The sequence below is a fragment of the Dyella marensis genome, from assembly GCF_049532885.1.
GTDB classification, from domain to species: Bacteria; Pseudomonadota; Gammaproteobacteria; order Xanthomonadales; family Rhodanobacteraceae; genus Dyella_D; species Dyella_D marensis.
In genome coordinates, this window is sequence record NZ_CP064029.1 from 2101992 (window position 1) to 2126318 (window position 24327).

The window sequence follows — 24327 nt, forward strand, 5'->3', positions numbered from 1 at the left end:
TTGGAGTCTTTCATGCAGAACAACGACCAGCAGGTGCCCAGCGGGGCGCCCGAGGCCAACGCGCCGGACGCGCAGGCCCACGCCGAACTCGAGGCCTTGAAGGCCCGGGTCGCCGAACTCGAAGCCGCCAACACGGAGCTGCGCGACACCGTGCTGCGCGAGAAGGCCGAGATCGAGAACCAGCGCCGCCGCCTGCACCGCGACGTGGAGCAGGCCCGCCGCTTCGCCAACGAAAAGCTGCTCAACGAGCTGCTGCCGGTGTACGACGGCCTGGAAATGGGCCTGACGGTGGAAGGCGGCGACGTGGCCAGCGTGCGCGAGGGCATCGCGCTCACGCTCAAGTCGCTGCTGAAGATCGCCGAGAACAACGGCCTCGTGCAGGTCGACCCGGTCGGCCAGCCGCTGGATCCGGAGCGCCATCACGCGGTGAGCATGGTGGAAGCGCCGGGCAAGGCGCCGAACACGGTGGTCAGCGTGCTGCAGAAGGGCTACGTGCTGAACGACCGCCTGCTGCGTCCCGCGCTGGTCGCGGTCGCCAAGGACTGACCTGGGTTTGGCCGCCTGAACGCGGCCACGCCGACAGCTTCAAAACACCAGAGAAGGGTCCGCCGGCGCGTTGAATCGCCTGAGCCGGGCCCCATTTGACCAGACATCGCGGCCGCGGGGCCGCATCGAGATTCGGAGCATACAGACATGGGCAAGATCATCGGCATCGACCTGGGTACGACCAACTCCTGCGTCGCCATCATGGACGGCAGCACGGCCAAGGTCATCGAGAACTCGGAAGGCGATCGCACCACGCCTTCGATCGTCGCTTTCACCAAGGACGGCGAAGTGCTGGTGGGCGCGCCCGCCAAGCGCCAGAGCGTGACCAACCCGAAGAACACCTTCTACGCGGTGAAGCGCCTGATCGGCCGCAAGTTCACCGACGCCGAAGTGCAGAAAGACCTGCACATCGTGCCGTACGGCATCGTCGCGCACGACAACGGCGACGCCTGGGTCAGCACCGCCGATGGCAAGAAGATGGCGCCGCAGGAGATCTCGGCGAAGGTGCTGATGAAGATGAAGAAGACCGCCGAGGACTATCTCGGCGAGCCGGTCACCGAAGCGGTGATCACCGTGCCGGCCTACTTCAACGACAGCCAGCGCCAGGCCACCAAGGACGCCGGCAAGATCGCCGGCCTGGAAGTGAAGCGCATCATCAACGAGCCGACCGCGGCGGCCCTGGCCTACGGCCTGGACAAGAAGGGCGGCGACCGCAAGATCGCGGTGTACGACCTGGGCGGCGGCACCTTCGACGTGTCGATCATCGAGATCGCCGACGTCGACGGCGAGAAGCAGTTCGAGGTGCTGGCCACCAACGGCGACACCTTCCTGGGCGGCGAAGACTTCGACCTGCGCGTCATCGACTACCTGGTGGAAGAGTTCAAGAAGGACCAGGGCATGGACCTGCGCAAGGATCCGCTGGCCCTGCAGCGCCTGAAGGACGCCGCCGAGCGCGCCAAGATCGAGCTGTCCTCCAGCCACCAGACCGAAGTGAATCTGCCGTACGTCACGGCCGATGCCTCGGGTCCGAAGCACCTCAACATCAAGCTGACCCGCGCCAAGCTCGAAGCGCTGGTGGAAGACCTGGTCAAGCGCACCATCGAACCCTGCCGCACCGCGCTGAACGATGCGGGCCTGCGCGTCTCGGACATCGACGAGGTGATCCTGGTCGGCGGCCAGACCCGCATGCCCAAGGTGCAGGAGTCGGTGAAGGACTTCTTCGGCAAGGAGCCGCGCAAGGACGTCAACCCCGATGAGGCCGTGGCCGTGGGCGCCGCGATCCAGGGCGGCGTGCTGGGCGGTTCGGTCAAGGACGTGCTGCTGCTGGACGTGACCCCGCTGTCGCTGGGCATCGAGACCATGGGCGGCGTGATGACCAAGCTGATCGAGAAGAACACCACGGTGCCGACCAAGGCCTCGCAAGTGTTCTCCACCGCCGACGACAACCAGACCGCGGTGACCGTGCACGTGCTGCAGGGTGAGCGCGAGCGCGCCAGCGCGAACAAGTCGCTGGGCAAGTTCGACCTCACCGGCATCGATGCCGCGCCGCGCGGCATGCCGCAGATCGAAGTGACTTTCGACATCGACGCCAACGGCATCCTGCACGTGTCGGCCAAGGACAAGAAGACCGGCAAGGAACAGAAGATCGAGATCAAGGCCGGCTCGGGCCTGTCCGAGGAGGAGATCGCCCGCATGGTCGCGGACGCCGAGGCCAACAAGGAAGAAGACCGCAAGTTCCAGGAACTGGTCAGCACCCGCAACAAGGCCGACCAGCTGGTGCATGCCACGCGCAGCGCGCTGAAGGAGCACGGCGGCAAGGTGCCGGGCGAGCAGCTGAGCACGATCGAAGGCGCGCTGTCGGAGCTCGAGAAGGCGAAGGACGGCGACGACAAGGCCGCGATCGAGGCGAAGATCGAGAAGCTGGAGCAGGCCGCGCAGGCGCTGAACGCGGCGGCCCAGGGCGCCGGTGCCGGCGGTCCGCAGGCCGGTCAGCAGGGCGGCGCTTCCGGTGCGGCCGATGACGTGGTCGATGCCGAGTTCACCGAAGTGAAGGGCGACGACAAGAAGTGATGGAGCGGCCGTCATGGCCGATCTGACGCAGCCCGCGCCTGGGGAAACCGAGGCGCGGGCTGTTTCGTGAGGAGAGTCATGGATCGCCGCCGATTCATGGAAAGCAGCGATCCAAGTCGGAAACCAGCATGAGCAAGCGCGACTATTACGAAATCCTCGACGTCGAACGGACGGTGACCGAGGTCGAACTGAAGAAGTCCTTCCGCCGCCTGGCGATGAAGTACCACCCGGACCGCTGTCCGGACGATCCCCATGCGCAGGAGAAGTTCAAGGAGGCCAAGGAGGCCTACGAAGTGCTGTCCGATCCGCAGAAGCGCTCGCTGTACGACCAGCACGGCCACGCCGCGTTCGAAGGCGGCATGGGCGGGCGCGGCGCCGGCGGCTTCGGCGACATGGGCGATATCTTCGGCGACATCTTCGGCGACATTTTCGGCATGGGCGGCGGCGGGCGCGGACGCACGCGCCGCGGCGCCGACCTGCGCTACCTGATGGAACTGGATCTCGAGGAAGCCGTGTTCGGCGTCGAGAAGAACATCCAGGTGCCGACCCAGGTGAACTGCCACCACTGCAACGGCTCCGGCTCCGAAGACGGCAAGACCGCGCAGTGCCGCACCTGCAACGGCCACGGCCGCGTGCGCATGCAGAACGGCATCTTCTCGATCCAGCAGACCTGCCCGCATTGCGGCGGCGCCGGCCAGACCATCGAGAAACCCTGCCGCCCCTGCCGCGGCGAAGGCCGCCTGGAAGAAAACCGCACGCTGTCGGTGCGCATTCCGGCCGGCGTGGACACGGGCGACCGCATCCGCCTCACCGGCCAGGGCGAAGCCGGCGGCGCGGGCGCCGAGGCCGGCGACCTGTACGTGGAAGTGCACGTGCGCGACCACGCCATCTTCCAGCGCCAGGGCAACGATCTTTACTGCGAGCTGCCGATCCGTTTCGGCCAGGCCGCGCTCGGCGCCGAGCTGCTGGTGCCGACGCTGGAAGGCGAGGTGTCGATCCAGGTGCCGCCGGAAACCCAGACGGGACAGCAGTTCCGCCTGCGCGGCCGCGGCGTGAAGTCGGTGCGCAGCGGGCGCACGGGCGACCTGATCTGCCACGTGGTGGTGGAAACGCCGGTGCGCCTGACCAGGCAGCAGCGCGAGCTGATGGAGCAGCTGGAAGCCACCTTCACCCATGACGACGCCGACCAGCACACGCCGCGCGCCAAGACCTGGGTGGATGGCGTGAAGCAGTTCTGGTCGCGCGTCACGTCGTAACAGCCGATCTTTGTCGGGATGTTGCGCCGGCGCGTGCCGGCGCTAGCATCGCCGCTTCACCGTCCGCAGGAGTTCCCGCATGAGCCGTCCTCTCCGCCTCGCCGTCGTCGGCGCCACGGGCCGCATGGGACGCGCCTTGCTGGACCTGCTGAAGGACGACGCCCGGTTCGAGGTGGTGGCGGCGCTGGCCTCGTCGTCGCGGCTGGGCGAGCCGGTGCATGCCGGCGAGGAAGGCCTGCGCTACACGCGCGAATGGCCGGCCGTGGCGCCGGAGGTGGCGATCGATTTCAGCGGCCCCGCTGGTCTCGGCGCCGCGCTTGCGCACTGCCGTGCGCACGGGATCGCCCTGGTCACCGGCACCACGGGGCTGGATCAGGCGCTGCAGGATCAACTCGCCGCCGCCACGCACGAGATCCCCGTACTGCGCGCCGCCAACTTCAGCCTCGGCGTGGCCGTGCTGCGCCGCCTGGTGCGCGAAGCCGCGGCGGCCCTGCCGGACTGGGACCTGGACATTCTCGAAGCCCACCACAACCGCAAGGTGGACGCGCCCTCCGGCACTGCGCTGGCGCTGGGCGAAGCGGCGGCTGCCGGACGAAACCTGTCCTTGAGCGACAGCGCCGTCTACGCCCGCGAAGGCACCACCGGTCCGCGCGAGCACGGCAGCATCGGCTTTGCCGTGGTGCGCGGCGGCGACATCGTCGGCGAGCACGAGGTGTGGATGATCGGGCAGGGCGAGCGGGTGGAACTTAATCACCGCGCCACCGACCGCTCGATCTTCGCCCGCGGCGCCATCGAAGCCGCGCACTGGCTGGCCGGCCGCCAGCCCGGCGCCTGGGACATCGACACCATGTTGTCCGAGCGCCTGCGGCGCTGAGCGGCTTGCTGCGGCCCGGCGGCGCCGCTACCATGCCGCCCGTTGTCATTGGGGAGTAGCCATCCTCGCTCCCGGAAGCTTCGCTTCCACCACCAGAGGAATTCGCGTCAACAGACTTGAAGCTTCGGCTTCATGGCGCGAATGGCAGCCGCTACCGGTCACGGTGGCCGCATGCCCGGCGAGACCTTTGGCGCGACGCGCTTGCCCGGCCGGGCGAGGTGCGTCGTTGCCATCGGTTATCCGCTCGCCCGGCCTAGGATTCGAAGCCCATGCTCACCGCCTTCCTGTTCCTGCTCTCGGCCGGCGCGATCTACGTCGCCTGCGAATACTTCGTCAACGGCGTCGAGTGGTTCGGGCGCAAGCTCAACCTCGGCGCCACCGCCACCGGCACCGTGCTGGCCGCGTTCGGCACGGCGCTGCCGGAAAGCGCCGTCACCTTCGTCGCGGTGGTGCTGGGCCGCACGCCCGAGCAGAAGGACATCGGCGTCGGCGCCGCGCTGGGCGGCCCGCTGGTGCTGGCGACGATCGCCTATGCGGTGGTCGGCCTGGCCTTGTGGGCCAATCGCCGCCGGCTGCAGCGCACCGACAACCTGGTGCGCGTGGAGCACGGACGCCTGGCGCGCGACCAGGGCTGGTTCCTCGGCATCTTCGTGGTCAAGTGCGGCCTGGGCCTGATCGCGTTCGCGTGGAAGCCCTGGCTGGGCGTGCTGTTCCTGGCCGCGTACGGCCTGTACGTGTGGCGCGAGCTGCAGAACGCCGACACCGCGCCGGAAGAAGAGGAACTGGAGCCGCTGAAATTCCAGCCCAAGGCGCTGGACCCCGCGCTGTCGCGCGTGCTGCTGCAGACCACGCTGGCGCTGCTGGTAATCGCCTTCGCCTCGCATACCTTCGTCAAGCAGATCGAGGCGATCGGCCTGGCCCTGCAGCTGTCGCCGCACCTGGTGGCGCTGGTGCTGAGCCCGGTGGCGACCGAGCTGCCGGAGACGGTGAATGCGCTGATCTGGGTGCGCCAGGGCAAGGAGCGGCTGGCGCTGGCGAATATCTCCGGCGCCATGATGATCCAGGCCACCATTCCCAGCGCGCTGGCGATCTTCGCCACGCCCTGGCTGTTCGATGCGCCACTGATGGTGGCCGGCGTGCTGACCGGCGTGGCGGTGATCGCGCTGTGGTGGCTGTTCCGCCGCGGCCGCGTGGATGCGCGCTGGATCGTGCCGGTGGGCGGCCTGTACGGCGTGTTCGCGCTGTACGTGGCCTGGCATTTCGCCGCGTGAACCAAAAAAAGCGCCGGCTTGCGGCCGGCGCTTTTCATTGCGGCAAGCCGCGCGGGGCGCTCAGTCCCGGTGCGCTGCGTTGCGGTCGCGGTCCGCGCCGAGCTTGCGGTCGAGCGAGCCGAACAGCTTCTTGAAGGCGCGGGCGAACTTGCCGCGCTTGGTCTTGCGCAGCTTTTCCTCCTCGCTGGTGAGCCAGGCCACCTGGATCACCCGGCGCTCGCCCTCGTAGGGCAGGTGGCCGTGGAAGGAGTTGTCGCAGCGCTTGAACACCGCGAACTCGCCGTACAGCGGCTTGAGTTCGGGCGCGACGATGTCGTCGATATTGTCGATGCTGCCCAGGAAGCGCAGGCAGCCGTCGCTGGTGTCCGGCCACTGCGTGTTGAGGTAGAGCAGGGCGGTGGCGACCTTGGACTTGCTGTCGGTGTGGATGGTGCCGTGGCGCTTGTTGAGCGAGCGGCACAGGGTGACCAGGGTGGGGTACTGGCCCAGGTTCTCTATCCCTAGGCGCTTGCCGATCGCGCCGGCGAATTCCGGCGTGGTCAGGCGCTCGACCAGGGCGTTGACGGTGGGGCCGCAGTCGCTGGCGTCGTAGGGAAAGAAACCGGCGCTGGCGTAGCGCGGGAAATCGCGTTCCAGGTCGGTGCGCGACTCGTCCGGCAGCTGCCCGTGGGCGATCAGGAACGGGAAGGGCTCCAGCCTGATATCCGTGTCCGGTCGGTCGAGGCGGGCAGGATCGAGCAGAACGGCGGCGCTCATGGGCGTGTGCATCTCCTTTGGAACGGGCGCTAGTGTAGCGCCTGTCCTGTCGTCCGGCGGACAAGAACACGCCACGTTCACGGCGGTGTCAGCGGTAGAGATCGGTGGACAGAACAGGCCTTCGCACCTATCATTGCGACCCGCCCAAAGACTTTCCTCGACCAAGGTCCACAAGCCAGCTGGTAGCGGCTTGCGGACTTTGCTGCACCTAAAAGGCGGCCCCCTCCATGCCTATTCCCGCTCTGCTTGCCCTCGAAGACGGCAGCGTATTTCACGGCCAGGCCGTGGGTGCGACTGGTGAAACCGTTGGCGAAGTGGTCTTCAACACCGCCATGACCGGCTACCAGGAGATCCTCACCGATCCCTCGTACTCGCGTCAGATCGTCACCCTGACCTATCCGCACATCGGCAACACCGGCGTCAACGCCGAGGACGCTGAGTCGCTGGCCGTGCACGCCGCCGGCCTGATCGTGCGTGACGTGCCGCGCCGCGCGAGCAACTGGCGCAGCACCGAGAGCCTGCCGGACTACCTCAAGCGCCTGGGCATCGTGGCGATCGCCGGCATCGACACCCGCCGCCTTACCCGCATCCTGCGCGACAAGGGCGCGCTGGCCGGCTGCATCGTCGCCGGCGAGCACGCCGACGCCGAGGCCGCGCTGGCCAAGGCGCGCGCCTTCCCGGGCCTCAACGGCATGGACCTGGCCAAGGTGGTCAGCGTGACCAGTCCCTACGCCTGGAAGGAAGGCACCTACGATCTGGACCGCCAGGCCTTCGAACAGCCGGCCACGCGCTTCAAGGTGGTGGCCTACGACTACGGCGTGAAGTTCAACATTCTGCGCCTGCTCGCCGCGCAGGGCTGCGACATCACCGTGGTGCCGGCGCAGACGCCCGCCGCCGAGGTGCTGGCGATGAAGCCGGACGGCGTGTTCCTGTCCAACGGCCCCGGCGACCCGGCGGCCTGCGATTACGCGGTGGCCGCCACGCGCGAATTCCTGGACGCGAAGATCCCGCTGTTCGGCATCTGCCTGGGCCACCAGATCATGGGCCTGGCGCTGGGCGCCAAGACCTTGAAGATGAAGTTCGGCCATCACGGCGCCAACCATCCGGTGAAGGACCACGACGACGGCCGCGTGCTGATCACCTCGCAGAACCACGGCTTCGCGGTCGACCCGGCCACCTTGCCGGCCAACGTGCGCGTCACCCACAGCTCGCTGTTCGACGGCTCGCTGCAGGGCTTCGCGCTCACCGACCGCCCGGCGTTCTGCTTCCAGGGCCACCCGGAAGCCAGCCCCGGCCCGCACGACATCGGTTACCTCTTCGAACGTTTCGCCCAGCTGATGCAGGAGTCCCGCTGAGATGCCCAAGCGCACAGACATCAAGAGCGTCCTGATCATCGGCGCCGGCCCGATCGTGATCGGCCAGGCCTGCGAGTTCGACTACTCCGGCGCGCAGGCCTGCAAGGCGCTGAAGGAAGAGGGCTACCGGGTGATCCTGGTGAACTCCAACCCCGCCACGATCATGACCGACCCGGAAACCGCCGACGCGGTCTACATCGAGCCGATCAACTGGCAGACGGTGGAACGCATCATCGCCAAGGAGCGCCCCGACGCGGTGCTGCCCACCATGGGCGGCCAGACCGGCCTCAATTGCGCGCTGGACCTGGCCGACAACGGCGTGCTGGAAAAGTACGGCGTGGAACTGATCGGCGCCTCGCGCGAAGCCATCCGCATGGCCGAGGACCGCGAGCTGTTCCGCATCGCCATGAAGGACATCGGCCTGGAATGCCCCAAGGCCGAGGTGGCCAAGACCTTCGAGCAGGCGCTGGACATCCAGGCCAAGGTGGGCTTCCCCACCATCATCCGCCCCAGCTTCACCCTCGGCGGTTCGGGCGGCGGCATCGCCTACAACAAGGAAGAATTCGAGGAGATCGCCAGGCGCGGCCTCGATCTCTCGCCCGTGCACGAAATCCTCGTCGAGGAATCGGTGCTGGGCTGGAAGGAATTCGAGATGGAAGTGGTCCGCGACAAGGCGGACAACTGCATCATCGTGTGCTCGATCGAAAATCTCGATCCGATGGGCGTGCACACCGGCGACTCGATCACCGTGGCGCCGGCGCAGACGCTTACGGACAAGGAATACCAGCGCCTGCGCGACGCCTCGATCGCCGTGCTGCGCAAGATCGGCGTGGACACCGGCGGCTCCAACGTGCAGTTCGGCATCAATGCCGAGGACGGCCGCGTGGTGGTGATCGAGATGAACCCGCGCGTGTCGCGCTCCTCGGCGCTGGCCTCCAAGGCCACCGGCTTCCCGATCGCCAAGATCGCGGCGAAGCTGGCCGTGGGCTACACGCTGGATGAGCTCAAGAACGACATCACCGGCGGCCTCACCCCGGCCTCGTTCGAGCCGACCATCGACTACGTGGTCACCAAGATTCCGCGCTTCGCCTTCGAGAAATTCCCCTCGGCCGATGCGCGCCTGACCACGCAGATGAAGTCGGTGGGCGAGGTGATGGCGATGGGCCGCACCTTCCACGAGTCGCTGCAGAAGGCGCTGCGCGGCCTGGAGATCGGCAAGACCGGCCTGAACCCGACCGGCGTGGATTTCACCAGCGACGAAGGCCTGGCCGCGCTCAAGCGCGAGCTGCGCGAGCCGCGCCCGGACCGCGTGTTCCACCTGGGCGACGCGTTCCGCGCCGGCCTGTCGCTGGAAGAGGTGTACGGCCTCAGCCGCGTGGATCCGTGGTTCCTCGCCGCGTTCGAGGACATCGTGCTGACCGAGAACGAAGTGCAGGCGCAGGGCATCAGCGCGCTGGACGCACTGCGCATGCGCGAGTTGAAGCGCATGGGCTTCTCCGACGCGCGCATCGCGGAACTGACCGGCACCGACGAAGCCGCCGTGCGCCACCTGCGCCGTACCCTGGGCGTGCGCCCGGTGTACAAGCGCGTGGATTCCTGCGCCGCCGAATTCGCCACCACCACGGCCTACATGTACTCGACCTACGAGGAAGAGTGCGAAGCCAACCCCACCAGCCGCGACAAGATCATGGTGCTGGGCGGCGGTCCGAACCGCATCGGCCAGGGCATCGAGTTCGACTACTGCTGCGTGCATGCGGCGCTGGCGCTGCGCGAGGACGGGTTCGAGACCATCATGGTCAACTGCAACCCGGAAACCGTGTCCACCGACTACGACACCTCCGACCGCCTGTACTTCGAGCCGCTGACGCTGGAAGACGTGCTGGAGATCGTGGACCTTGAAAAACCCAAGGGCGTGATCGTGCAGTACGGCGGCCAGACCCCGCTGAAGCTGGCGCGCGCGCTCGAAGCGGCCGGCGCGCCGGTGATCGGCACCTCGCCGGACTCGATCGACCTGGCCGAGGACCGCGAGCGCTTCCAGCAGATGATCGAGAAGATCGGCCTGAAGCAGCCGCCGAACCGCACCGCGCGCAACGCCGACGAGGCGCTGGCGCTGGCGCGCGAGATCGGCTACCCGCTGGTGGTGCGCCCGAGCTACGTGCTGGGCGGCCGCGCGATGGAAATCGTCTACGGCGATGCCGATCTCTCGCGCTACATCCGCGAGGCGGTGCAGGTCTCCAACGATTCGCCGGTGCTGCTGGACCGCTTCCTCGACCACGCGGTCGAGGTGGACGTGGACATCATCGCCGACGCCGAAGGCAACGTGCTGGTCGGCGGCATCATGGAGCACATCGAGGAGGCCGGCGTGCATTCCGGCGACTCGTCCTGCTCGCTGCCGCCGTATTCGCTCTCCAAGGAAGTGCAGGACGAGCTGCGCCGCCAGTCCGCGCTGATGGCGAGGGAGCTGAAGGTGATCGGCCTGATGAACACGCAGTTCGCCATCCAGGGCGATACCGTGTTCATCCTGGAAGTGAATCCGCGCGCCTCGCGCACGGTGCCGTTCGTGTCCAAGGCCACCGGCGTGCCGCTGGCCAAGATCGCCGCGCGCGCCATGGCCGGCCGCACGCTGACCGCGCAGGGCACCACCAAGGAAGTGATCCCGTCGTACTACTCGGTGAAGGAAGCGATCTTCCCGTTCCTGAAGTTCCAGAACGTGGACCCGATCCTCGGCCCCGAGATGCGTTCCACCGGCGAGGTGATGGGCGTGGGCCGCAGCTTCGGCGCCGCCTTCGCGCGCGGCCACGACGCCGCCGGCATCAAGACGCCGCCCAAGGGCAAGGTGTTCGTGTCGGTACGCGATGCCGACAAGGACCGCCTGCTGCCGGTGGCCAAGGACGCCGTGTCGCGCGGTTTCAGCCTGGTCGCCACCGAAGGCACGGCCGCGTACCTGGCCGGGCATGGCGTGGCCTGCGAGCGCATCAACAAGGTGGCCGAAGGCCGCCCGCATATCGTCGACCTGATCAAGAACGGCGAGATCGTCTATATCGTCAACACCACCGAGGGCAAGCAGGCGATCGCCGACTCGTTCTCGATCCGCCGCGAAGCCCTGCAGCATCGCGTCACCTACTCAACCACCGTCGCCGGTGCCCGTGCACTGGTGCATTCGCTGGACTACCACGGCGCCGGTGAAGTGCACAGCTTGCAGGAGCTGCACAAGGAGCTCACAGCATGAGTCGCGCCCCTATCACCAAACTGGGTTCCGAGCGCCTGCGCGCGGAACTGGAACGGCTGAAGTCCGTGGACCGGCCGCGCATCATCGCGGCCATCGCCGAGGCGCGCGCGCACGGCGACCTGAAGGAAAACGCCGAGTACCACGCGGCGCGCGAGCAGCAGAGCTTCACCGAGGGACGCATCGCCGAACTCGAAGCCGCGCTGTCCACCGCCGAGGTGATCGACGTCACCCGTCTCAATCCCGGTTCGCGCGTGGTGTTCGGCGCCATCGTGGACCTGGAGGACGAGGACAGTGGCGAGGCGGTGACCTACCAGATCGTCGGCGACCTGGAGGCGGACATCAAACAGCGCCTGATCGCGGTGTCTTCGCCGATCGCCCGCGCGCTGATCGGCAAGAGCGCGGACGACAGCTTCGAGTTCCAGGCGCCGAACGGGACGAAGCGGTATGTGATCACCGGGGTGCGCTACAACTGATCGAGCGCCGTAGGTTGGGGTGAGCCGCAGGCGAACCCCAACAGTACGACACGTGTGAAGTCTGCGATGTTGGGGTTCGCCTGCGGCTCACCCCAACCTACGTGCTACGAAACCCAGGCAATAAAAAAGGGCCGCTGATGCGGCCCTTTTTATGACTCGTCGCGGCTGAAACTCAGCGCTGACGGGCCTTGAAACGCGGGTTGCTCTTGCAGATCACGAACACCTTGCCGCGACGGCGCACAACCTTGCAGTCACGGTGCCGCTGCTTGGCGGACTTCAAAGAGGAAAGCACCTTCACGGCCAGCTCCTGACACTAACGGGAAAAGACAAGCTCGCAAGTGTAGCTGCTTGATTGCCCTGGAACAAGTACGTCCTCACAACAAATTCGGTACGGAGCGCGCCTCGGCCACCAGGGATAGGAACTGGGCCAGCACCGGGGAGGCGTCGTCGCGGCGGCTGGCCACGGCCAGCAGCATGTAGGCGTCCGGGTCTTCCAGCTGTACGTAGCTGACCCCGGCCAGGGCCACCGAGCACATCGAGGCGGGAATCAGCGCCAGCCCCATGCCGGCGGCCACCAGCATCAGCAAGCCGTTGATCTGCTGGGCGTGCTGGCGGATCAGCGGGTGGAAATCGGCCTTGGCGGCGATCAGGGTCAGGCGGTCGTACAGGGTGGCGGCCAGCTCGCGCGGCTGCACCACGAAGGGGGCGTCGGCCACTTCGCGCAGCCAGATCTTGCGGCGCGCGGCCAGCGGATGCTCGGAGGGCAGGGCCAGCAGCAGGGGTTCGCGGTCGATCTCGTCGATGCGCAGCGTGTGGGTGTCCGCCTCGTGCCTGGGCAGGTCGCGCACGAAGCCTACGTCCAGCTCGCCGGCCAGCAGGGCGGCGAACTGCGGCTCGGTATACATCTCGCTGAGGATCACCCGCACGTGCGGCGCGTGGCGCCCGTAGCGCAGCAGGGTCTGGGGCAGGGAAGGGTGGAAGGTCACCGACACGGTGTAGGCCAGTCGCAGCTGCCCGCTGAAGCCCGCCGCGGCCTGCGAGACCTGGCTGCGCGCCTCGTCGGCCTTGGCCAGGATCTGCCGGGCCTGCTCCAGGAACACGCGGCCGGGTTCGGTCAGGGCCACGTTGCGCTTGTCGCGGTCGAGCAGGCGCACGCCCAGGTCCGCTTCCAGCGCCTGGATCTGCTGCGACAGCGGCGGCTGGGAGATATGCAGGCGTTGCGAGGCCCGGGTGAAGCTGAGTTCCTCGGCCACGGCGACGAAGTAGCGGAGCTGGCGGAAATCGAACATATAGGGTTTACATATAAGAATCGTCCGAAATATATATTGGCCGATGCGGTCTGTCGAACCTATGCTTCCGTTCGTCCCGCCACCGTCCCCTCCCCCCAGGTGGCGGCGACCCTCGCCCCGCAGCGACGCTACCCCCGCGATACCCGGCCCCCTCCCCCTGGCCCGCTATCGACGCGTCGTCTAGCGGGGCGCTTTCTTTTCTGCTCCCCGGAAACGCGACTGACCAGCCCCTCAGAGGGTGCTGGCCAGGCGCGTGCCCTGGGCGATCGCGCGCTTCGCATCCAGTTCGGCCGCCACGTCGGCGCCGCCGATCACGTGCGCGCTGATGCCGGCGGCGAGCAGGGCGTCGGCGAGTTCGCGCAGCGGCTCCTGGCCGGCGCAGACCACGACGTGGTCGACCGGCAGCAGCTGCGGCTTGCCGCCGACGGTGATGTGCAGGCCGGCCTCGTCGAGGCGGTCGTAGCTGACGCCGCCCAGCATCGCCACCTGCTTGTTCTTCAGCGTGGCGCGGTGCACCCAGCCGGTGGTCTTGTTGAGGCGCGCGCCGGGGCGGCCTTCGGAGCGCTGCATCAGCCAGATCTGCCGCGCGGGTTTTTCCGGCGCCGCGGCCAGCAGTCCACCGCGCGCGTCGAGCCGCATGTCCACGCCCCATTCGCGCGTCCAGCGCAGCACGTCGGTGGTCGGGGAGGGCGCATGCTCGGCCAGGAATTCCGCCACGTCGAAGCCGATGCCGCCGGCGCCGATGATGGCCACGCGCTGGCCGACGGGACGGTTGTGCGCGAGCACGTCCAGATAGCTCAGCACGCGCGCATCGTCGCTGCCGGGGAAGGCCACCTTGCGCGGCGCGATGCCGGTGGCGATCACCACCTCGTCATAGCCGCGCAGCGCCTCGACGTCTGCCCTGGTGCGCAGGCGCAGGCTCACGCCGAGATCCGCCAGGCGATGGCGGAAATAGCGCAGCGTCTCGTGGAATTCCTCCTTGCCGGGAATCCGCTTCGCATAGTTGAACTGGCCGCCGATCTCCTCGGCCCGGTCGATCAGGGTCACTTCGTGCCCGCGCTCCGCCAAGGTGCTGGCGCAGGCCATGCCGGCGGGGCCTGCGCCGACCACGGCGATGCGCTTGCGCTGCGCGGCCGGGGTGATCGGCAGTTCGGTTTCGTGGCAGGCGCGCGGATTCACCAGGCAGCTGGCGCGCTTGTTCTGGAACACGTGGTCGAGGCAGGCCTGGTTGCAGGCGATGCAGGTGTTGATGCGGTCGGCGCGCCCGGTGGCGGCCTTCTTCGCCCACTCCGGATCGGCCAGCAGCGGCCGCGCCATCGACACCATGTCGGCATCGCCCCCGGCCAGGATGCGCTCGGCCACGTCGGGCATGTTGATGCGGTTGGTGGTGATCAGCGGAATGCCGACCTCGCCCTTGAGCTTGCGCGTCACCCACGCAAAGCCGGCGCGCGGCACGCTGGTGACGATGGTCGGGATGCGCGCCTCGTGCCAGCCGATGCCGGTGTTGATGATGCTGGCGCCGGCGGCTTCGACGGCCTTGGCCAGGGTGACGATCTCGCCCCAGTCCTGGCCCTGCTCGACCAGGTCCAGCATCGACAGGCGGTAGATGATGATGAAATCGCGGCCCACCGCTTCGCGCATGCGGCGCATGATCTCCACCGGAAAACGCATGCGCCCGGCCGCGCTGCCGCCCCAGCCGTCGCTGCGGCGGTTGGTGCGCTCGGCCAGGAACTGATTGATCAGGTAACCCTCCGAACCCATCACCTCGACGCCGTCGTAGCCGGCCTCGCGCGCCAGCTTCGCGCAGCGCACGAAGTCGGCGATGGTGCGCTCGACGCCGCGCGAAGAGAGGCCGCGCGGCGTGAACGGGGTGATCGGGGATTTGAGCCTGGAAGGCGCCACCGACAGCGGGTGATAGCCGTAGCGGCCGGCATGCAGGATCTGCATGCACAGCTTGCCGCCTTCCGCCTGCACCGCCCGCGTCAGCTTGCGGTGCCGCGCCACGTGCCAGGGCATGGACAGGCGTCCGCCGAAGGGTTTCAGCCAGCCTTCGATGCTGGGCGCGATGCCGCCGGTGACCATCAGCCCCACGCCGCCGCGGGCGCGCTCGGCGAAATACGCGGCGAGCTTGTCGTAGTCGGCGGCCTTGTCCTCCAGGCCCGTATGCATCGAGCCCATCAGGATGCGGTTGGGCAGGGTGGTGTGGCCCAGGTCGAGCGGTGCGAAGAGGTGGGGGTAGTCCATACGGCCCGGTCGGTTCAAACGGTCGTATGAATGTGCCCGCTGGGCGGGCTCAAAAGCAAGGCTCAGGCGAGCAGCTGGCGTACCAGGGCGATGTAGCGGCGCATGGCGTCTTCGCGGGAACTGCCGCGCAGCTTGGCCCAGGCCTCGTACTTGGCGGTGCCGACGAAGTCGAAGAAGCCGGGCACGGTGCCGTGCACGTCGCCCTCCGAACCCTGCTTGTAGAGGGCGTAGAGCTTGAGCAGGGTGTCGTTGTCCGGGCGCTCGCCCAGCCCCTGGACGTCCTCGGCGGCTTGCTGGAACTCGCTTTGAAGATCGTCGCTCATGGATGGGCTTGGGCACGCGGCAGGACGGAGGCGGCCGGCTAGATAGCATGCGCTCCGGGTGGGGTCAACGCGTTAACATAGTGGTTTGCCCGCCGCCGGAGCCCCCATGAGTCCCTCGACCCCCGTTCCCGTGCTGACCATCGACGGGCCCTCGGGATCCGGGAAAGGCACCATCAGCCGGTTGGTGGCCGAGCACCTGGGCTGGCGCCTGCTCGATTCCGGCGCGCTCTACCGCGCGGTCGGCTACGCCGCCGGCATGGAAGGGCTGGACCTGTCCGACGCCGAGGCTGTGACCCGCTGCGCCCAGCACGTGAAGATCCGCTTCCAGGCCGCCCCGGACGGCGGCGACACCCACGTGCTGGTCAACGGCCACGACGCCACCGACGAACTGCGCACCGAGACCGCCGGCGCGGCGGCCTCGGCCATCGCCTCGATCCCCTCGGTGCGGGCTGCCCTGGTCGACCTGCAGCTGGGCTTCCGCAAGGCGCCGGGCCTGGTCGCCGACGGGCGCGACATGGGCACCGTGATCTTCCCGGACGCCCCCTACAAGGTGTTCCTGACCGCCAGCGCCGCCGAACGGGCGAAAAGGCGCTATAAACAGTTGAAAGCAAAGGGTCTCAGCGTTACACTCTCCGGCCTTCAGCGAGAGATTGAAGCGCGCGATGCCAGGGATGCCTCCCGGACCGTCGCGCCGCTCAAGCCCGCCGACGATGCGGTCCTGGTGGATACCACCGGCATGGGCATCGACGACGTCGTCGCGAAAGTACTTGCCGTCCTGCAGCCCTAGGGCTGCGCGAAGGCATCAAGGCGCCCCGCCTCGAGCGGGGTTTTGGTCAACGGTGCCGAAGGGGATCCTCCTCTGTAGACACCCACAACCGGTGGGCCGATCCACATTGCGCAAACTTTCCCATGCGCGCGGTGGAGCAGGCCTTTTCTCATTTCTGGAATCAACATGACTGAAAGTTTTGCCGAGCTGTTTGAACAGAGCCAACAGGCCATCTCCAAGCTGAAGCCGGGCGCGATCGTCAGCGGCATCGTTGTGGAAATCCGCAACGACGTCGTGGTCATCAACGCCGGCCTCAAGAGCGAAGGCATCGTCCCGATCGAGCAGTTCAAGGACGAGAGCGGCACGCTCGAGGTGCAGGTGGGCGACGAAGTGAAGGTCGCTCTCGACGCGCTGGAAGACGGCTTCGGCGAGACCAAGCTCTCCCGCGAGAAGGCCAAGCGTTCCATGGTGTGGGACGACCTGGAAGCCGCCTTCGAGAAGGAAGAGACCATCACCGGCAAGATCTCCGGCAAGGTCAAGGGCGGTTTCACCGTCGACATCAAGGACGTCCGCGCGTTCCTGCCGGGTTCCCTGGTCGACGTGCGCCCGGTCCGCGACCCGGTGTACCTCGAGGGCAAGGACCTCGAGTTCAAGATCATCAAGCTGGACCGCAAGCGCAACAACGTGGTCGTCAGCCGCCGCGCCGTCGTCGAGACCGAGTTCTCCGAGGAGCGCGAGAAGCTGCTTGAGCGCCTGACCGAAGGCGCGGTGGTGAAGGGCACGGTCAAGAACCTCACCGACTACGGCGCGTTCGTGGACCTGGGCGGTATCGACGGCCTGCTGCACATCACCGACATGGCGTGGAAGCGCGTGCGCCACCCGTCCGAAGTCGTCAACGTCGGCGACGAGCTGGACGTGCGCGTGCTGAAGTACGACCGCGAGCGCAACCGCGTGTCGCTGGGCCTGAAGCAGCTGGGCGACGACCCGTGGGTCGCCATCGCCCGCCGCTACCCGGTCGGCAGCCGCCTGTTCGGCAAGGTCTCCAACGTCACCGATTACGGCTGCTTCGTCGAGATCGAGCCGGGCGTGGAAGGCCTGGTCCACGTGTCCGAGATGGACTGGACCAACAAGAACGTCAACCCGGCCAAGGTGGTGCAGGTCGGCGACGAGACCGAAGTGATGGTGCTGGACGTGGATGAAGAGCGTCGCCGCATCTCGCTGGGTATCAAGCAGACCCGCTCGAACCCGTGGGAAGCCTTCGCCGCCATGCACAAGAAGGGCGACAAGGTGTCGGGCCAGATCAAGTCGATCACCGACTTCGGCATCTTCATCGGCCTGGACGGCGGCATCGACGGCCTGGTCCACCTGTCCGACATCTCCTGGCAGGGCACCGGCGAAGACCTCGTGCGCAACTTCAAGAAGGGCGACGAGATCGAGGCCGTGGTGCTGGCGGTGGATCCGGAGCGCGAGCGCATCTCCCTCGGCATCAAGCAGATGGAGCAGGACCCGTTCGGCCAGTTCATGGCGACCAACCCGCGCGGCACCATCGTCAACGGTACCGTGAAGGAAGTCGACGCGAAGGGTGCGGTGATCGACCTGGGCGAGGGCGTGGAGGGTTACATCCGCGCCAACGACATCGCCAAGGAGCGCATCGACGACGCCACCCAGCACCTGAAGGTGGGCGACAAGGTCGAAGCCAAGTTCACCGGCATGGACCGCAAGGGTCGCCAGCTGCAGCTCTCCATCCGCGCCAAGGATGAAGAAGACCTGCAGGACGCGATGCAGGAGTACTCGTCGGCTTCCGGCGGTACCACCAAGCTCGGCGCCCTGCTGAAAGAGCAGCTGAACAAGGCCGACTAAGCAACACACGCAAGACACGGGGCGGCGCTCGCCGCCCCGTGGTTCCATCGTCACGGACATTGGGGACCCATGACCAAATCCGAATTGATCGAAGCGCTGGCACGGCGCCAGACCCATCTGGCCTTCAGCGACGTCGAACTGGCCGTCAAGAGCGTCATCGAGCAGATGAGCAACGCGCTTTCCCACGGCGAACGCATCGAAGTCCGCGGTTTCGGCAGCTTCGCGCTGCACTACCGTCCGCCGCGCATGGGCCGCAATCCCAAGACCGGCGAAGCGGTGGCCCTGCCGGGCAAGCACGTGCCGCATTTCAAGCCGGGCAAGGAATTGCGCGAACGCGTCAACCAGGCCCTGGCCGAAGCGGAAGCGGCTTCCGCGGCCTGAAGGCTTCAGGCCAGGCAAGCGATGGAGGCAGGCGGCGTCGAGCCGGTCCTGCCTTCTTTTTTGTCTGTGCGTCGTGAATGCGAAAACCTGCGCACACCGCATGAACACTGGCCTCGCGGACGCCTGTGCCGGTAGGCATCAATCGGTTAAAGTCCCGGGCATGCGATTGATCGTCACGCTCGTTCTCCTGCTCTTCATCGCCGCCGGCGTGGCGCTGGGCGCGCTCAACGCCGACCTCGTCGGCTACGACCTCGGCTTCGCACGCTTCCAGCTGCCCAAGGGCGCGGCCCTGCTCGCCGCGATGGCCGTGGGCTGGCTGCTGGGCGGGCTGACGGCATGGCTGGGCACCAGCGCGCGGCATCGCCGCCAGCGCCGGCAGAGCGCCCGCGGCACGGATTCCAAGCTCCCCGCCGACGCATGATCGCCCTCTATGTGCTGGCCCTGCTGATCCCGGTCGCCTTCATCAGTGGCTGGTGGACCGCCCGGAGCGCCGGAGCGAAACGCTCGGGCGCGCAGGTCAGCGAGCTTTCCTCCGACTACTTCCGCGGCCTGAACTACCTGCTCAACGAGGAGCAGGACAAGGCCATCGAAGTGTTCCTGCGCCTGGCGGAATACAACCGCGACACGGTGGAAACGCATCTCGCCCTGGGCAACCTGTTCCGCCGCCGCGGCGAAGTGGATCGCGCGATCCGCCTGCACCAGCATCTGGTCTCGCGTCCGGGCCTGTCCGATGCGATGAAGACCGTCGCGCTGCTGGAACTGGGCGAGGACTACATGCGCGCCGGTCTGCTCGACCGCGCCGAAACGCTGTTCTCCGACCTGGTGGCGATGGATGCGCACGCGCCGTCCGCGCTGCGCCACCTCATCGCGATCTACCAGCACGAGCGCGACTGGCACAAGGCGATCGAACACGCGCGCCGCCTCGAAGCCATGACCGGCGAAGACGAGGCCGGCATGATCGCGCAGTTCTATTGCGAACTGGCCGAGCAGGCCCGCCAGCACGGCGCGCGCCAGGACGCCCGCGAGTACCTGCGCCAGGCCTTCGCCTGCCAGCACGACAGCGTGCGCGCCTTCATGCTCACCGGCCGCCTGCATGCGGAAGAGGGCGAGCACGGCAAGGCCATCGAGGCCTACGAGGCGGCGGTGGAAGCGGATATCGCCTTCGTGCCGGAAATCCTGCCGCCGCTGCTCAACAGCTACGCGCGCTCGCAGCAGATGGAACGCGCCGAGCGTTTCCTGCGCGACATCCTGGAGCGCTACCACGGCATCTCGCCGGTGCTCGCGCTCACCCGCCTGTACCAGCAGCGCGACGGCGAGCGCACCGCGATCGACTTCCTCACCTCGCAGCTGCGCCAGCGTCCTTCGGTGCGCGGCCTGATGGCGCTGATCGACGCCACCATGGACAAGGTCGAAGGCGAGGCGCGCGAGAACTTCCTGATCCTGCGCGACCTCACCAAGAAGCTGCTGGAAGGCCAGGCCATGTACCGCTGCAGCCGCTGCGGCTTCGGCGCCAAGGCCCACCACTGGCAATGCCCCAGCTGCAAGAGCTGGAGCACGATCCGGCCGATCCACGGCGTCGCCAACGAGTGAGGCCGCGATGATGACGCCCCTCGTGCTGGCCTCAGGAATGGTGCTGGCCTCGCTCATCCTTGCCTTGCTGATCGTGCTCGCCGCGATCGCCTATGCGCGCTGGCGCGGCATGCTCGACCACCCCGGCCAGCGCCGCTCGCATTCCATTCCCACCCCGCGCGGCGGCGGCATCGGCATGGTGGCCGCCGTGCTGGCGACCTCGCCGTGGGCGCTGCTGCTGTTCGCGCCGGCGTGGCCGTGGCAGGTGGCGCTGGCCTTTGCGCTGGGCACCGTGCTGGTGGCCGCGATCGGCTGGTGGGACGACCATCATTCGCTGCCCGTGCTGCCGCGCCTGGGCGTGCAGCTGGGCGCCAGCCTGCTGTTCGGCGGCGCGCTGATCGCGGGGGCGCCGGCCCTGGGCGAGGTGTCCTGGCTGTGGCTGCCGCTGCTGGTGCTGGGCGGGGCCTGGAGCATCAACCTGCACAACTTCATGGACGGCATCGACGGCATCCTGGCCCAGCAATGCCTGTTCGTGGCGGTGGGACTGGCCCTGCTGGCCGGCGGGGCGGGGCAGCCGGCCCTGGCCGTGTCCGCCGCCTGCCTCGCGGCCGCCGCGCTGGGCTTCTGGTGCTACAACCGGCCGCGGGCGGCCATCTTCATGGGCGACGTGGGCAGCGGCACCCTGGGTTTCCTGCTGTTTGCCTTCACCGCGCTGCTATGGCGGGTAGACCATGCTCTGGTCTGGCCGGCCGTGATCCTGAGTTCATCCTTCGTAACGGACGCCAGCCTTACCCTGCTGAACCGTTTCCTGAAGGGACGGCGCTGGTACGCCCCGCATCGCGAGCACCTGTATCAATGGCTGGTTCGCAGCGGCTTTTCGCACGCCAGGGGGGATGCCTGTTATCTGGCCTGGAACGTACTGGTGGCGGCGCCGCTGGCGTGGCTGTCATGCTGCTGTCCGGGATGGGGATGGACCATAGGCGTCGTCACCTATTTGATCGCGGGCGCAGCTTGGGTGCTCGCCAAGCGCTACTGTCTGTGGCGTATCCAGCACAAGGCTAGTCATGTCGCTACGTAAATTCATCGCTGTCATCCATCCGCGTGCGGCCGTCGTGCTGCACGACCTGCTGATGGCGGCGCTGGCCTGGTGGATCGCCAAGTCGCTGCGCTACGCCCTGGTGGGTGGCGTGTCGGTGCACTTCCACCTGCTGGAATTTCCGCTGGTGCTGGCGGTGCAGGGCCTGGTGCTGAACTGGACCGGCCTGTACCGCGGCCTGTGGCGCTTCGCCAGCCTGCCGGACCTGTGGAACATCCTGCGCGCCACGGTCATCGGCTCGCTCGCCATCGGCCTGATCCTGTTCCTCTACAACCGCCTGGAAGACGTGCCGCGCTCGGTGCTGCTGGTCTATCCGGTGGTGCTGTCCATGCTGCTCGGCGGCCCGCGCCTGGCCTACCGCTTCTGGAAGGACAGCCGCATCGACATGTTCCAGTCGCAGCCGGTGCAGCGCGTGCTGATCGTCGGCGCCGACCGCGCCGGCGAGGCGCTGGCGCGCGACCTGCACCGCGACAGCCGCTACGCCGTGGTCGGCTTCGTCGACGACCACGACAGCCTGCGCGGCGCCAGCATCAACGGCCGCCCGGTGCTGGGCCGGGTGGAGCTGCTGCCGGAGCTGGCGCGCGAAGTGGCCGCGCAGATGCTGCTGATCGCCATGCCCGGCGCCTCCACCGAGGAAATGCGCCGCGTGGTCGAGCTGTGCGACCAGACCGGCCTGCCGTACCGCACGGTGCCCAAGCTCGAGGACGTGGTCGCCGGCCGCGCCCAGTTCAACGAGATCAAGGAAGTCGCCATCGAGGACCTGCTCGGCCGCGACGCGGTGGAGCTGGACTGGACGGCCATCCGCGAAACCCTCACCGGCAAGCGCGTGCTGGTCACCGGCGGCGGCGGCTCGATCGGTTCGGAACTGTGCCGGCAGGTGGCGCGCCTGGGCGCGCAGTCGCTGTGCGTGGTGGACAACGGCGAGTTCAACCTCTACCAGATCGCGCAGGAACTGCGCCAGGAATTCCCCGAGCTGCTGTTCGACCCGATCCTGGCCGATTGCGGCGACCCCGCCGCCATGACGCGCCTGTTCGTCGAATACAAGCCGCAGGTGGTGTTCCACGCCGCCGCCTACAAGCACGTGCCGCTGCTGCAGGGCCAGTTGCGCTCGGCCTTCCGCAACAACGTGCTGGCCTCGCGCAACATGGCCGACCTGGCCGACCGCCACCACGTCGAATGCTTCGTGCTGATCTCCACCGACAAGGCGGTCAACCCCACCAGCGTGATGGGCGCCTGCAAGCGCATCGCCGAGATCTGGTGCCAGAACCTCGATGCCCGCTCCACCACGCGCTACATCACCGTGCGCTTCGGCAACGTGCTCGATTCGGCCGGCTCGGTGGTGCCGCTGTTCCGCAAGCAGATCCGCGCGGGCGGCCCGGTCACCATCACGCACCCGGAGATCTCGCGCTATTTCATGACCATCCCGGAGGCCTGCCAGCTGATCCTGCAGGCGGCCAGCCTGGGCAAGGGCGGCGAGATCTTCGCGCTGGACATGGGCGAGCCGGTGAAGATCCGCGACCTCGCCGAGCAGATGATCCGCCTGGCCGGCAAGAAGCCGGGCACCGAGATTCCCATCGTGTTCACCGGTTTGCGCTCCGGCGAGAAGCTGTTCGAGGAACTGTTCCATCCGCTGGAAAACTACACGGCGACCGCGCACGCCAAGATCTTCCTGGCGCAGTACCGCCAGGTCAGCTGGGACCTGCTGCAGGCCCAGCTGGTGAAGGCGTCCGAAGCCACGGTCGCCTACGATGAGGAAACCCTCAGGCGCTGCGTGTCCAGCCTGCTGCCCTCGTTCCGCTGGAGCGATGTGGCGCAGCCGGACAATGTGGTGTCGATCCGTCGCAACGAATCAGGAGAGAAGTGAGTGAGCAAGCCTTTGCGCAAGGTGGTGTTTCCCGTGGCGGGCCTGGGCACGCGTTTCCTGCCGGCCACCAAGGTGGTCGCCAAGGAAATGCTGCCGGTGCTGGACAGGCCGCTGATCCAGTACGCGGTGGATGAAGCCGTCGATGCCGGCGCCGACACCCTGGTGTTCGTCACCAACCGCTACAAGCACGCCATCGCCGACTACTTCGACAAGGCCTACGAGCTGGAAGCGAAGCTGCAGGAAAAGGGCAAGGACGAACTGCTGGCCCTGGTGCAGGGCACCCTGCCGCGCAACGTGCGCGCCATCTTCGTCACCCAGCCCGAGGCGCTGGGCCTGGGCCACGCCGTGCTGTGCGCCAAGCCCGTGGTCGGCGACGAGCCGTTCGGCGTGATCCTCCCGGACGACCTGATCTGGAACAAGGGCAAGGGCGCGCTGGGCCAGATGGCCGAGCTGGCGCAGAGCCAGGGCGCCGGCGGCGTGATCGCGGTGGAGGAAGTGCCGCAGAACGACACCGACAAGTACGGCATCGTCGACGCCACCCCGATCGATCCGCGCAGCGCGCAGATCCGCCACATGGTGGAAAAACCCAAGCCGTCCGAGGCGCCGTCCAACCTCGCCGTGGTCGGCCGCTACGTGCTGCCGGGCCGCATCTTCGAGCTGCTGGAAAAGACCACGCCGGGCGCCGGCGGCGAGATCCAGCTGACCGACGCGATCGACGCCCTGCTCAAGGAACAGGGCAAGGTGCTGGCCTACCGCTTCGAAGGCACCCGCTTCGACTGCGGCAACAAGGCCGGCCTGGTGCGCGCGACCATGCACATGGCGCTGCAGGATCCGAAGCTGGCGCCGGTGGTGCGCGAGCTGCTCGCCGGCCTGTAAAGAGCAGCCTCCCAGCCCACGACGACCTACCCCCTCTCCCCTCCGGGGAGAGGGTTGGGGTGAGGGGCCGGCCGGAGCGGTGAGCTGAGGGTCGAGAAAGCCTGAAAGCTTTTCTCCGCTCCATAGAAACACTGTCGCTAGAGTGGCCCCTCATCTGCCTGCCGGCATCTTCTCCCCGGAGGGGAGAAGAACTCTGATTTGTAGGCGCGCAATACTCTTCGCCGCCCAA

Annotated in this window: 21 protein-coding genes and 1 riboswitch; of the genes, 16 read left to right on the forward strand and 5 right to left on the reverse strand. The window is 67.6% G+C overall.

The features are described 5' to 3' along the window. Positions 1 to 12: 12 nt before the first annotated feature. The 5 genes from grpE to ISN75_RS09335 all read left to right on the forward strand — a co-directional run bounded on the left by grpE (position 13) and on the right by ISN75_RS09335 (position 6017). Positions 13 to 546 carry a nucleotide exchange factor GrpE gene (grpE, locus tag ISN75_RS09315; protein ID WP_167257698.1) on the forward strand — a complete coding sequence of 178 codons (534 nt, stop codon included), beginning with the start codon at positions 13 to 15 and terminating at the stop codon, positions 544 to 546. Between the two features lie 105 nt (positions 547 to 651). Continuing rightward, the gene (gene dnaK, locus ISN75_RS09320) at positions 652 to 2616 is read left to right on the forward strand and encodes a molecular chaperone DnaK (protein ID WP_343821412.1); all 1965 of its coding nucleotides are present in this window, start codon (positions 652 to 654) and stop codon (positions 2614 to 2616) included. A gap of 128 nt (positions 2617 to 2744) precedes the next feature. After that, a complete protein-coding gene (dnaJ, locus tag ISN75_RS09325; RefSeq protein WP_167257696.1) occupies positions 2745 to 3872 on the forward strand; it encodes a molecular chaperone DnaJ in 1128 nt (375 codons plus the stop codon). Positions 3873 to 3951: 79 nt separating this feature from the next. Beyond that, a complete protein-coding gene (gene dapB, locus ISN75_RS09330; RefSeq protein WP_343821354.1) occupies positions 3952 to 4746 on the forward strand; it encodes a 4-hydroxy-tetrahydrodipicolinate reductase in 795 nt (264 codons plus the stop codon). A gap of 38 nt (positions 4747 to 4784) precedes the next feature. Next, positions 4785 to 4977: riboswitch (yybP-ykoY riboswitch) on the forward strand. Positions 4978 to 5015: 38 nt separating this feature from the next. Then, positions 5016 to 6017, forward strand: coding sequence for a sodium:calcium antiporter (locus ISN75_RS09335; protein WP_343821352.1), 1002 nt, complete (start codon positions 5016 to 5018; stop codon positions 6015 to 6017). A gap of 60 nt (positions 6018 to 6077) precedes the next feature. On the opposite strand, the gene ISN75_RS09340 is transcribed toward ISN75_RS09335, so the two are convergent. Next, positions 6078 to 6773 carry a 2OG-Fe(II) oxygenase gene (locus ISN75_RS09340; protein ID WP_343821350.1) on the reverse strand — a complete coding sequence of 232 codons (696 nt, stop codon included), beginning with the start codon at positions 6771 to 6773 and terminating at the stop codon, positions 6078 to 6080. Between the two features lie 227 nt (positions 6774 to 7000). On the opposite strand from ISN75_RS09340, the gene carA reads away from it, so the two are divergent. From carA to greA, 3 genes are read left to right on the forward strand one after another with little or no spacing between them, the layout of a single operon-like run. Beyond that, on the forward strand, positions 7001 to 8128 hold the full coding sequence (gene carA, locus ISN75_RS09345; RefSeq protein ID WP_343821348.1) for a glutamine-hydrolyzing carbamoyl-phosphate synthase small subunit: 1128 nt from the start codon (positions 7001 to 7003) through the stop codon (positions 8126 to 8128). A 1-nt stretch (position 8129) separates the two neighbouring features. After that, on the forward strand, positions 8130 to 11357 hold the full coding sequence (gene carB, locus ISN75_RS09350) for a carbamoyl-phosphate synthase large subunit (RefSeq protein WP_343821346.1): 3228 nt from the start codon (positions 8130 to 8132) through the stop codon (positions 11355 to 11357). Continuing rightward, positions 11354 to 11830 carry a transcription elongation factor GreA gene (gene greA / locus ISN75_RS09355; protein ID WP_167257686.1) on the forward strand — a complete coding sequence of 159 codons (477 nt, stop codon included), beginning with the start codon at positions 11354 to 11356 and terminating at the stop codon, positions 11828 to 11830. Before carB ends, greA begins: the two co-directional genes overlap by 4 nt. Before the next feature lie 172 nt (positions 11831 to 12002). Here the strand turns inward: greA and ykgO are convergent, their stop codons facing one another. The 4 genes from ykgO to ISN75_RS09375 all read right to left on the reverse strand — a co-directional run bounded on the left by ykgO (position 12003) and on the right by ISN75_RS09375 (position 15686). Continuing rightward, entirely contained in the window at positions 12003 to 12128 is a 126-nt protein-coding gene (ykgO, locus tag ISN75_RS09360) for a type B 50S ribosomal protein L36 (protein ID WP_008215056.1), read from the reverse strand. A gap of 76 nt (positions 12129 to 12204) precedes the next feature. Next, positions 12205 to 13119, reverse strand: a complete 915-nt coding sequence (locus ISN75_RS09365) for a LysR substrate-binding domain-containing protein (protein ID WP_167257685.1) — start codon at positions 13117 to 13119, stop codon at positions 12205 to 12207. Positions 13120 to 13350: 231 nt separating this feature from the next. Continuing rightward, positions 13351 to 15363: an NADPH-dependent 2,4-dienoyl-CoA reductase gene (locus tag ISN75_RS09370; RefSeq protein ID WP_343821345.1), complete on the reverse strand. Its 2013-nt coding sequence runs from the start codon at positions 15361 to 15363 to the stop codon at positions 13351 to 13353. 62 nt (positions 15364 to 15425) lie between these two features. After that, the gene (locus ISN75_RS09375; RefSeq protein ID WP_168649542.1) at positions 15426 to 15686 is read right to left on the reverse strand and encodes an acyl-CoA-binding protein; all 261 of its coding nucleotides are present in this window, start codon (positions 15684 to 15686) and stop codon (positions 15426 to 15428) included. 106 nt (positions 15687 to 15792) lie between these two features. Between ISN75_RS09375 and cmk the strand changes: the two genes are divergently transcribed. The 8 genes from cmk (at position 15793) to galU (ending at position 24098) form a co-directional block, all read left to right on the forward strand. Further along, positions 15793 to 16473 carry a (d)CMP kinase gene (cmk, locus tag ISN75_RS09380; protein ID WP_167257682.1) on the forward strand — a complete coding sequence of 227 codons (681 nt, stop codon included), beginning with the start codon at positions 15793 to 15795 and terminating at the stop codon, positions 16471 to 16473. 165 nt (positions 16474 to 16638) lie between these two features. Continuing rightward, the gene (gene rpsA / locus ISN75_RS09385) at positions 16639 to 18312 is read left to right on the forward strand and encodes a 30S ribosomal protein S1 (RefSeq protein ID WP_167257681.1); all 1674 of its coding nucleotides are present in this window, start codon (positions 16639 to 16641) and stop codon (positions 18310 to 18312) included. A 69-nt stretch (positions 18313 to 18381) separates the two neighbouring features. Continuing rightward, positions 18382 to 18693, forward strand: coding sequence for an integration host factor subunit beta (locus tag ISN75_RS09390; protein ID WP_026634345.1), 312 nt, complete (start codon positions 18382 to 18384; stop codon positions 18691 to 18693). Between the two features lie 160 nt (positions 18694 to 18853). Then, positions 18854 to 19114 (forward strand): lipopolysaccharide assembly protein LapA domain-containing protein, encoded by a 261-nt coding sequence (locus tag ISN75_RS09395; RefSeq protein ID WP_167257680.1) that lies wholly within the window; start codon positions 18854 to 18856, stop codon positions 19112 to 19114. Next, the gene (gene lapB / locus ISN75_RS09400) at positions 19111 to 20283 is read left to right on the forward strand and encodes a lipopolysaccharide assembly protein LapB (RefSeq protein WP_167257679.1); all 1173 of its coding nucleotides are present in this window, start codon (positions 19111 to 19113) and stop codon (positions 20281 to 20283) included. Before ISN75_RS09395 ends, lapB begins: the two co-directional genes overlap by 4 nt. A gap of 7 nt (positions 20284 to 20290) precedes the next feature. Next, a complete protein-coding gene (locus tag ISN75_RS09405) occupies positions 20291 to 21340 on the forward strand; it encodes a glycosyltransferase family 4 protein (protein WP_343203629.1) in 1050 nt (349 codons plus the stop codon). Beyond that, positions 21327 to 23222: a polysaccharide biosynthesis protein gene (locus tag ISN75_RS09410; RefSeq protein ID WP_167257678.1), complete on the forward strand. Its 1896-nt coding sequence runs from the start codon at positions 21327 to 21329 to the stop codon at positions 23220 to 23222. Before ISN75_RS09405 ends, ISN75_RS09410 begins: the two co-directional genes overlap by 14 nt. Then, positions 23223 to 24098, forward strand: a complete 876-nt coding sequence (gene galU / locus ISN75_RS09415; RefSeq protein ID WP_167257677.1) for a UTP--glucose-1-phosphate uridylyltransferase GalU — start codon at positions 23223 to 23225, stop codon at positions 24096 to 24098. Positions 24099 to 24327 lie beyond the last annotated feature (229 nt).

Excerpts from the sequence above, each read along its gene's own strand:
- grpE (WP_167257698.1), top strand. The coding sequence starts at position 13 with ATGCAGAACAACGACCAGCAGGTGCCCAGCGGGGCGCCCGAGGCCAAC.
- dnaJ (WP_167257696.1), top strand. The coding sequence starts at position 2,745 with ATGAGCAAGCGCGACTATTACGAAATCCTCGACGTCGAACGGACGGTG.
- dapB (WP_343821354.1), top strand. The coding sequence starts at position 3,952 with ATGAGCCGTCCTCTCCGCCTCGCCGTCGTCGGCGCCACGGGCCGCATG.
- ISN75_RS09335 (WP_343821352.1), top strand. The coding sequence starts at position 5,016 with ATGCTCACCGCCTTCCTGTTCCTGCTCTCGGCCGGCGCGATCTACGTC.
- ISN75_RS09340 (WP_343821350.1), bottom strand. The coding sequence starts at position 6,773 with ATGAGCGCCGCCGTTCTGCTCGATCCTGCCCGCCTCGACCGACCGGAC.
- carA (WP_343821348.1), top strand. The coding sequence starts at position 7,001 with ATGCCTATTCCCGCTCTGCTTGCCCTCGAAGACGGCAGCGTATTTCAC.
- carB (WP_343821346.1), top strand. The coding sequence starts at position 8,130 with ATGCCCAAGCGCACAGACATCAAGAGCGTCCTGATCATCGGCGCCGGC.
- greA (WP_167257686.1), top strand. The coding sequence starts at position 11,354 with ATGAGTCGCGCCCCTATCACCAAACTGGGTTCCGAGCGCCTGCGCGCG.
- ISN75_RS09365 (WP_167257685.1), bottom strand. The coding sequence starts at position 13,119 with ATGTTCGATTTCCGCCAGCTCCGCTACTTCGTCGCCGTGGCCGAGGAA.
- ISN75_RS09370 (WP_343821345.1), bottom strand. The coding sequence starts at position 15,363 with ATGGACTACCCCCACCTCTTCGCACCGCTCGACCTGGGCCACACCACC.
- ISN75_RS09375 (WP_168649542.1), bottom strand. The coding sequence starts at position 15,686 with ATGAGCGACGATCTTCAAAGCGAGTTCCAGCAAGCCGCCGAGGACGTC.
- cmk (WP_167257682.1), top strand. The coding sequence starts at position 15,793 with ATGAGTCCCTCGACCCCCGTTCCCGTGCTGACCATCGACGGGCCCTCG.
- rpsA (WP_167257681.1), top strand. The coding sequence starts at position 16,639 with ATGACTGAAAGTTTTGCCGAGCTGTTTGAACAGAGCCAACAGGCCATC.
- ISN75_RS09390 (WP_026634345.1), top strand. The coding sequence starts at position 18,382 with ATGACCAAATCCGAATTGATCGAAGCGCTGGCACGGCGCCAGACCCAT.
- ISN75_RS09395 (WP_167257680.1), top strand. The coding sequence starts at position 18,854 with ATGCGATTGATCGTCACGCTCGTTCTCCTGCTCTTCATCGCCGCCGGC.
- lapB (WP_167257679.1), top strand. The coding sequence starts at position 19,111 with ATGATCGCCCTCTATGTGCTGGCCCTGCTGATCCCGGTCGCCTTCATC.
- ISN75_RS09405 (WP_343203629.1), top strand. The coding sequence starts at position 20,291 with ATGATGACGCCCCTCGTGCTGGCCTCAGGAATGGTGCTGGCCTCGCTC.
- ISN75_RS09410 (WP_167257678.1), top strand. The coding sequence starts at position 21,327 with ATGTCGCTACGTAAATTCATCGCTGTCATCCATCCGCGTGCGGCCGTC.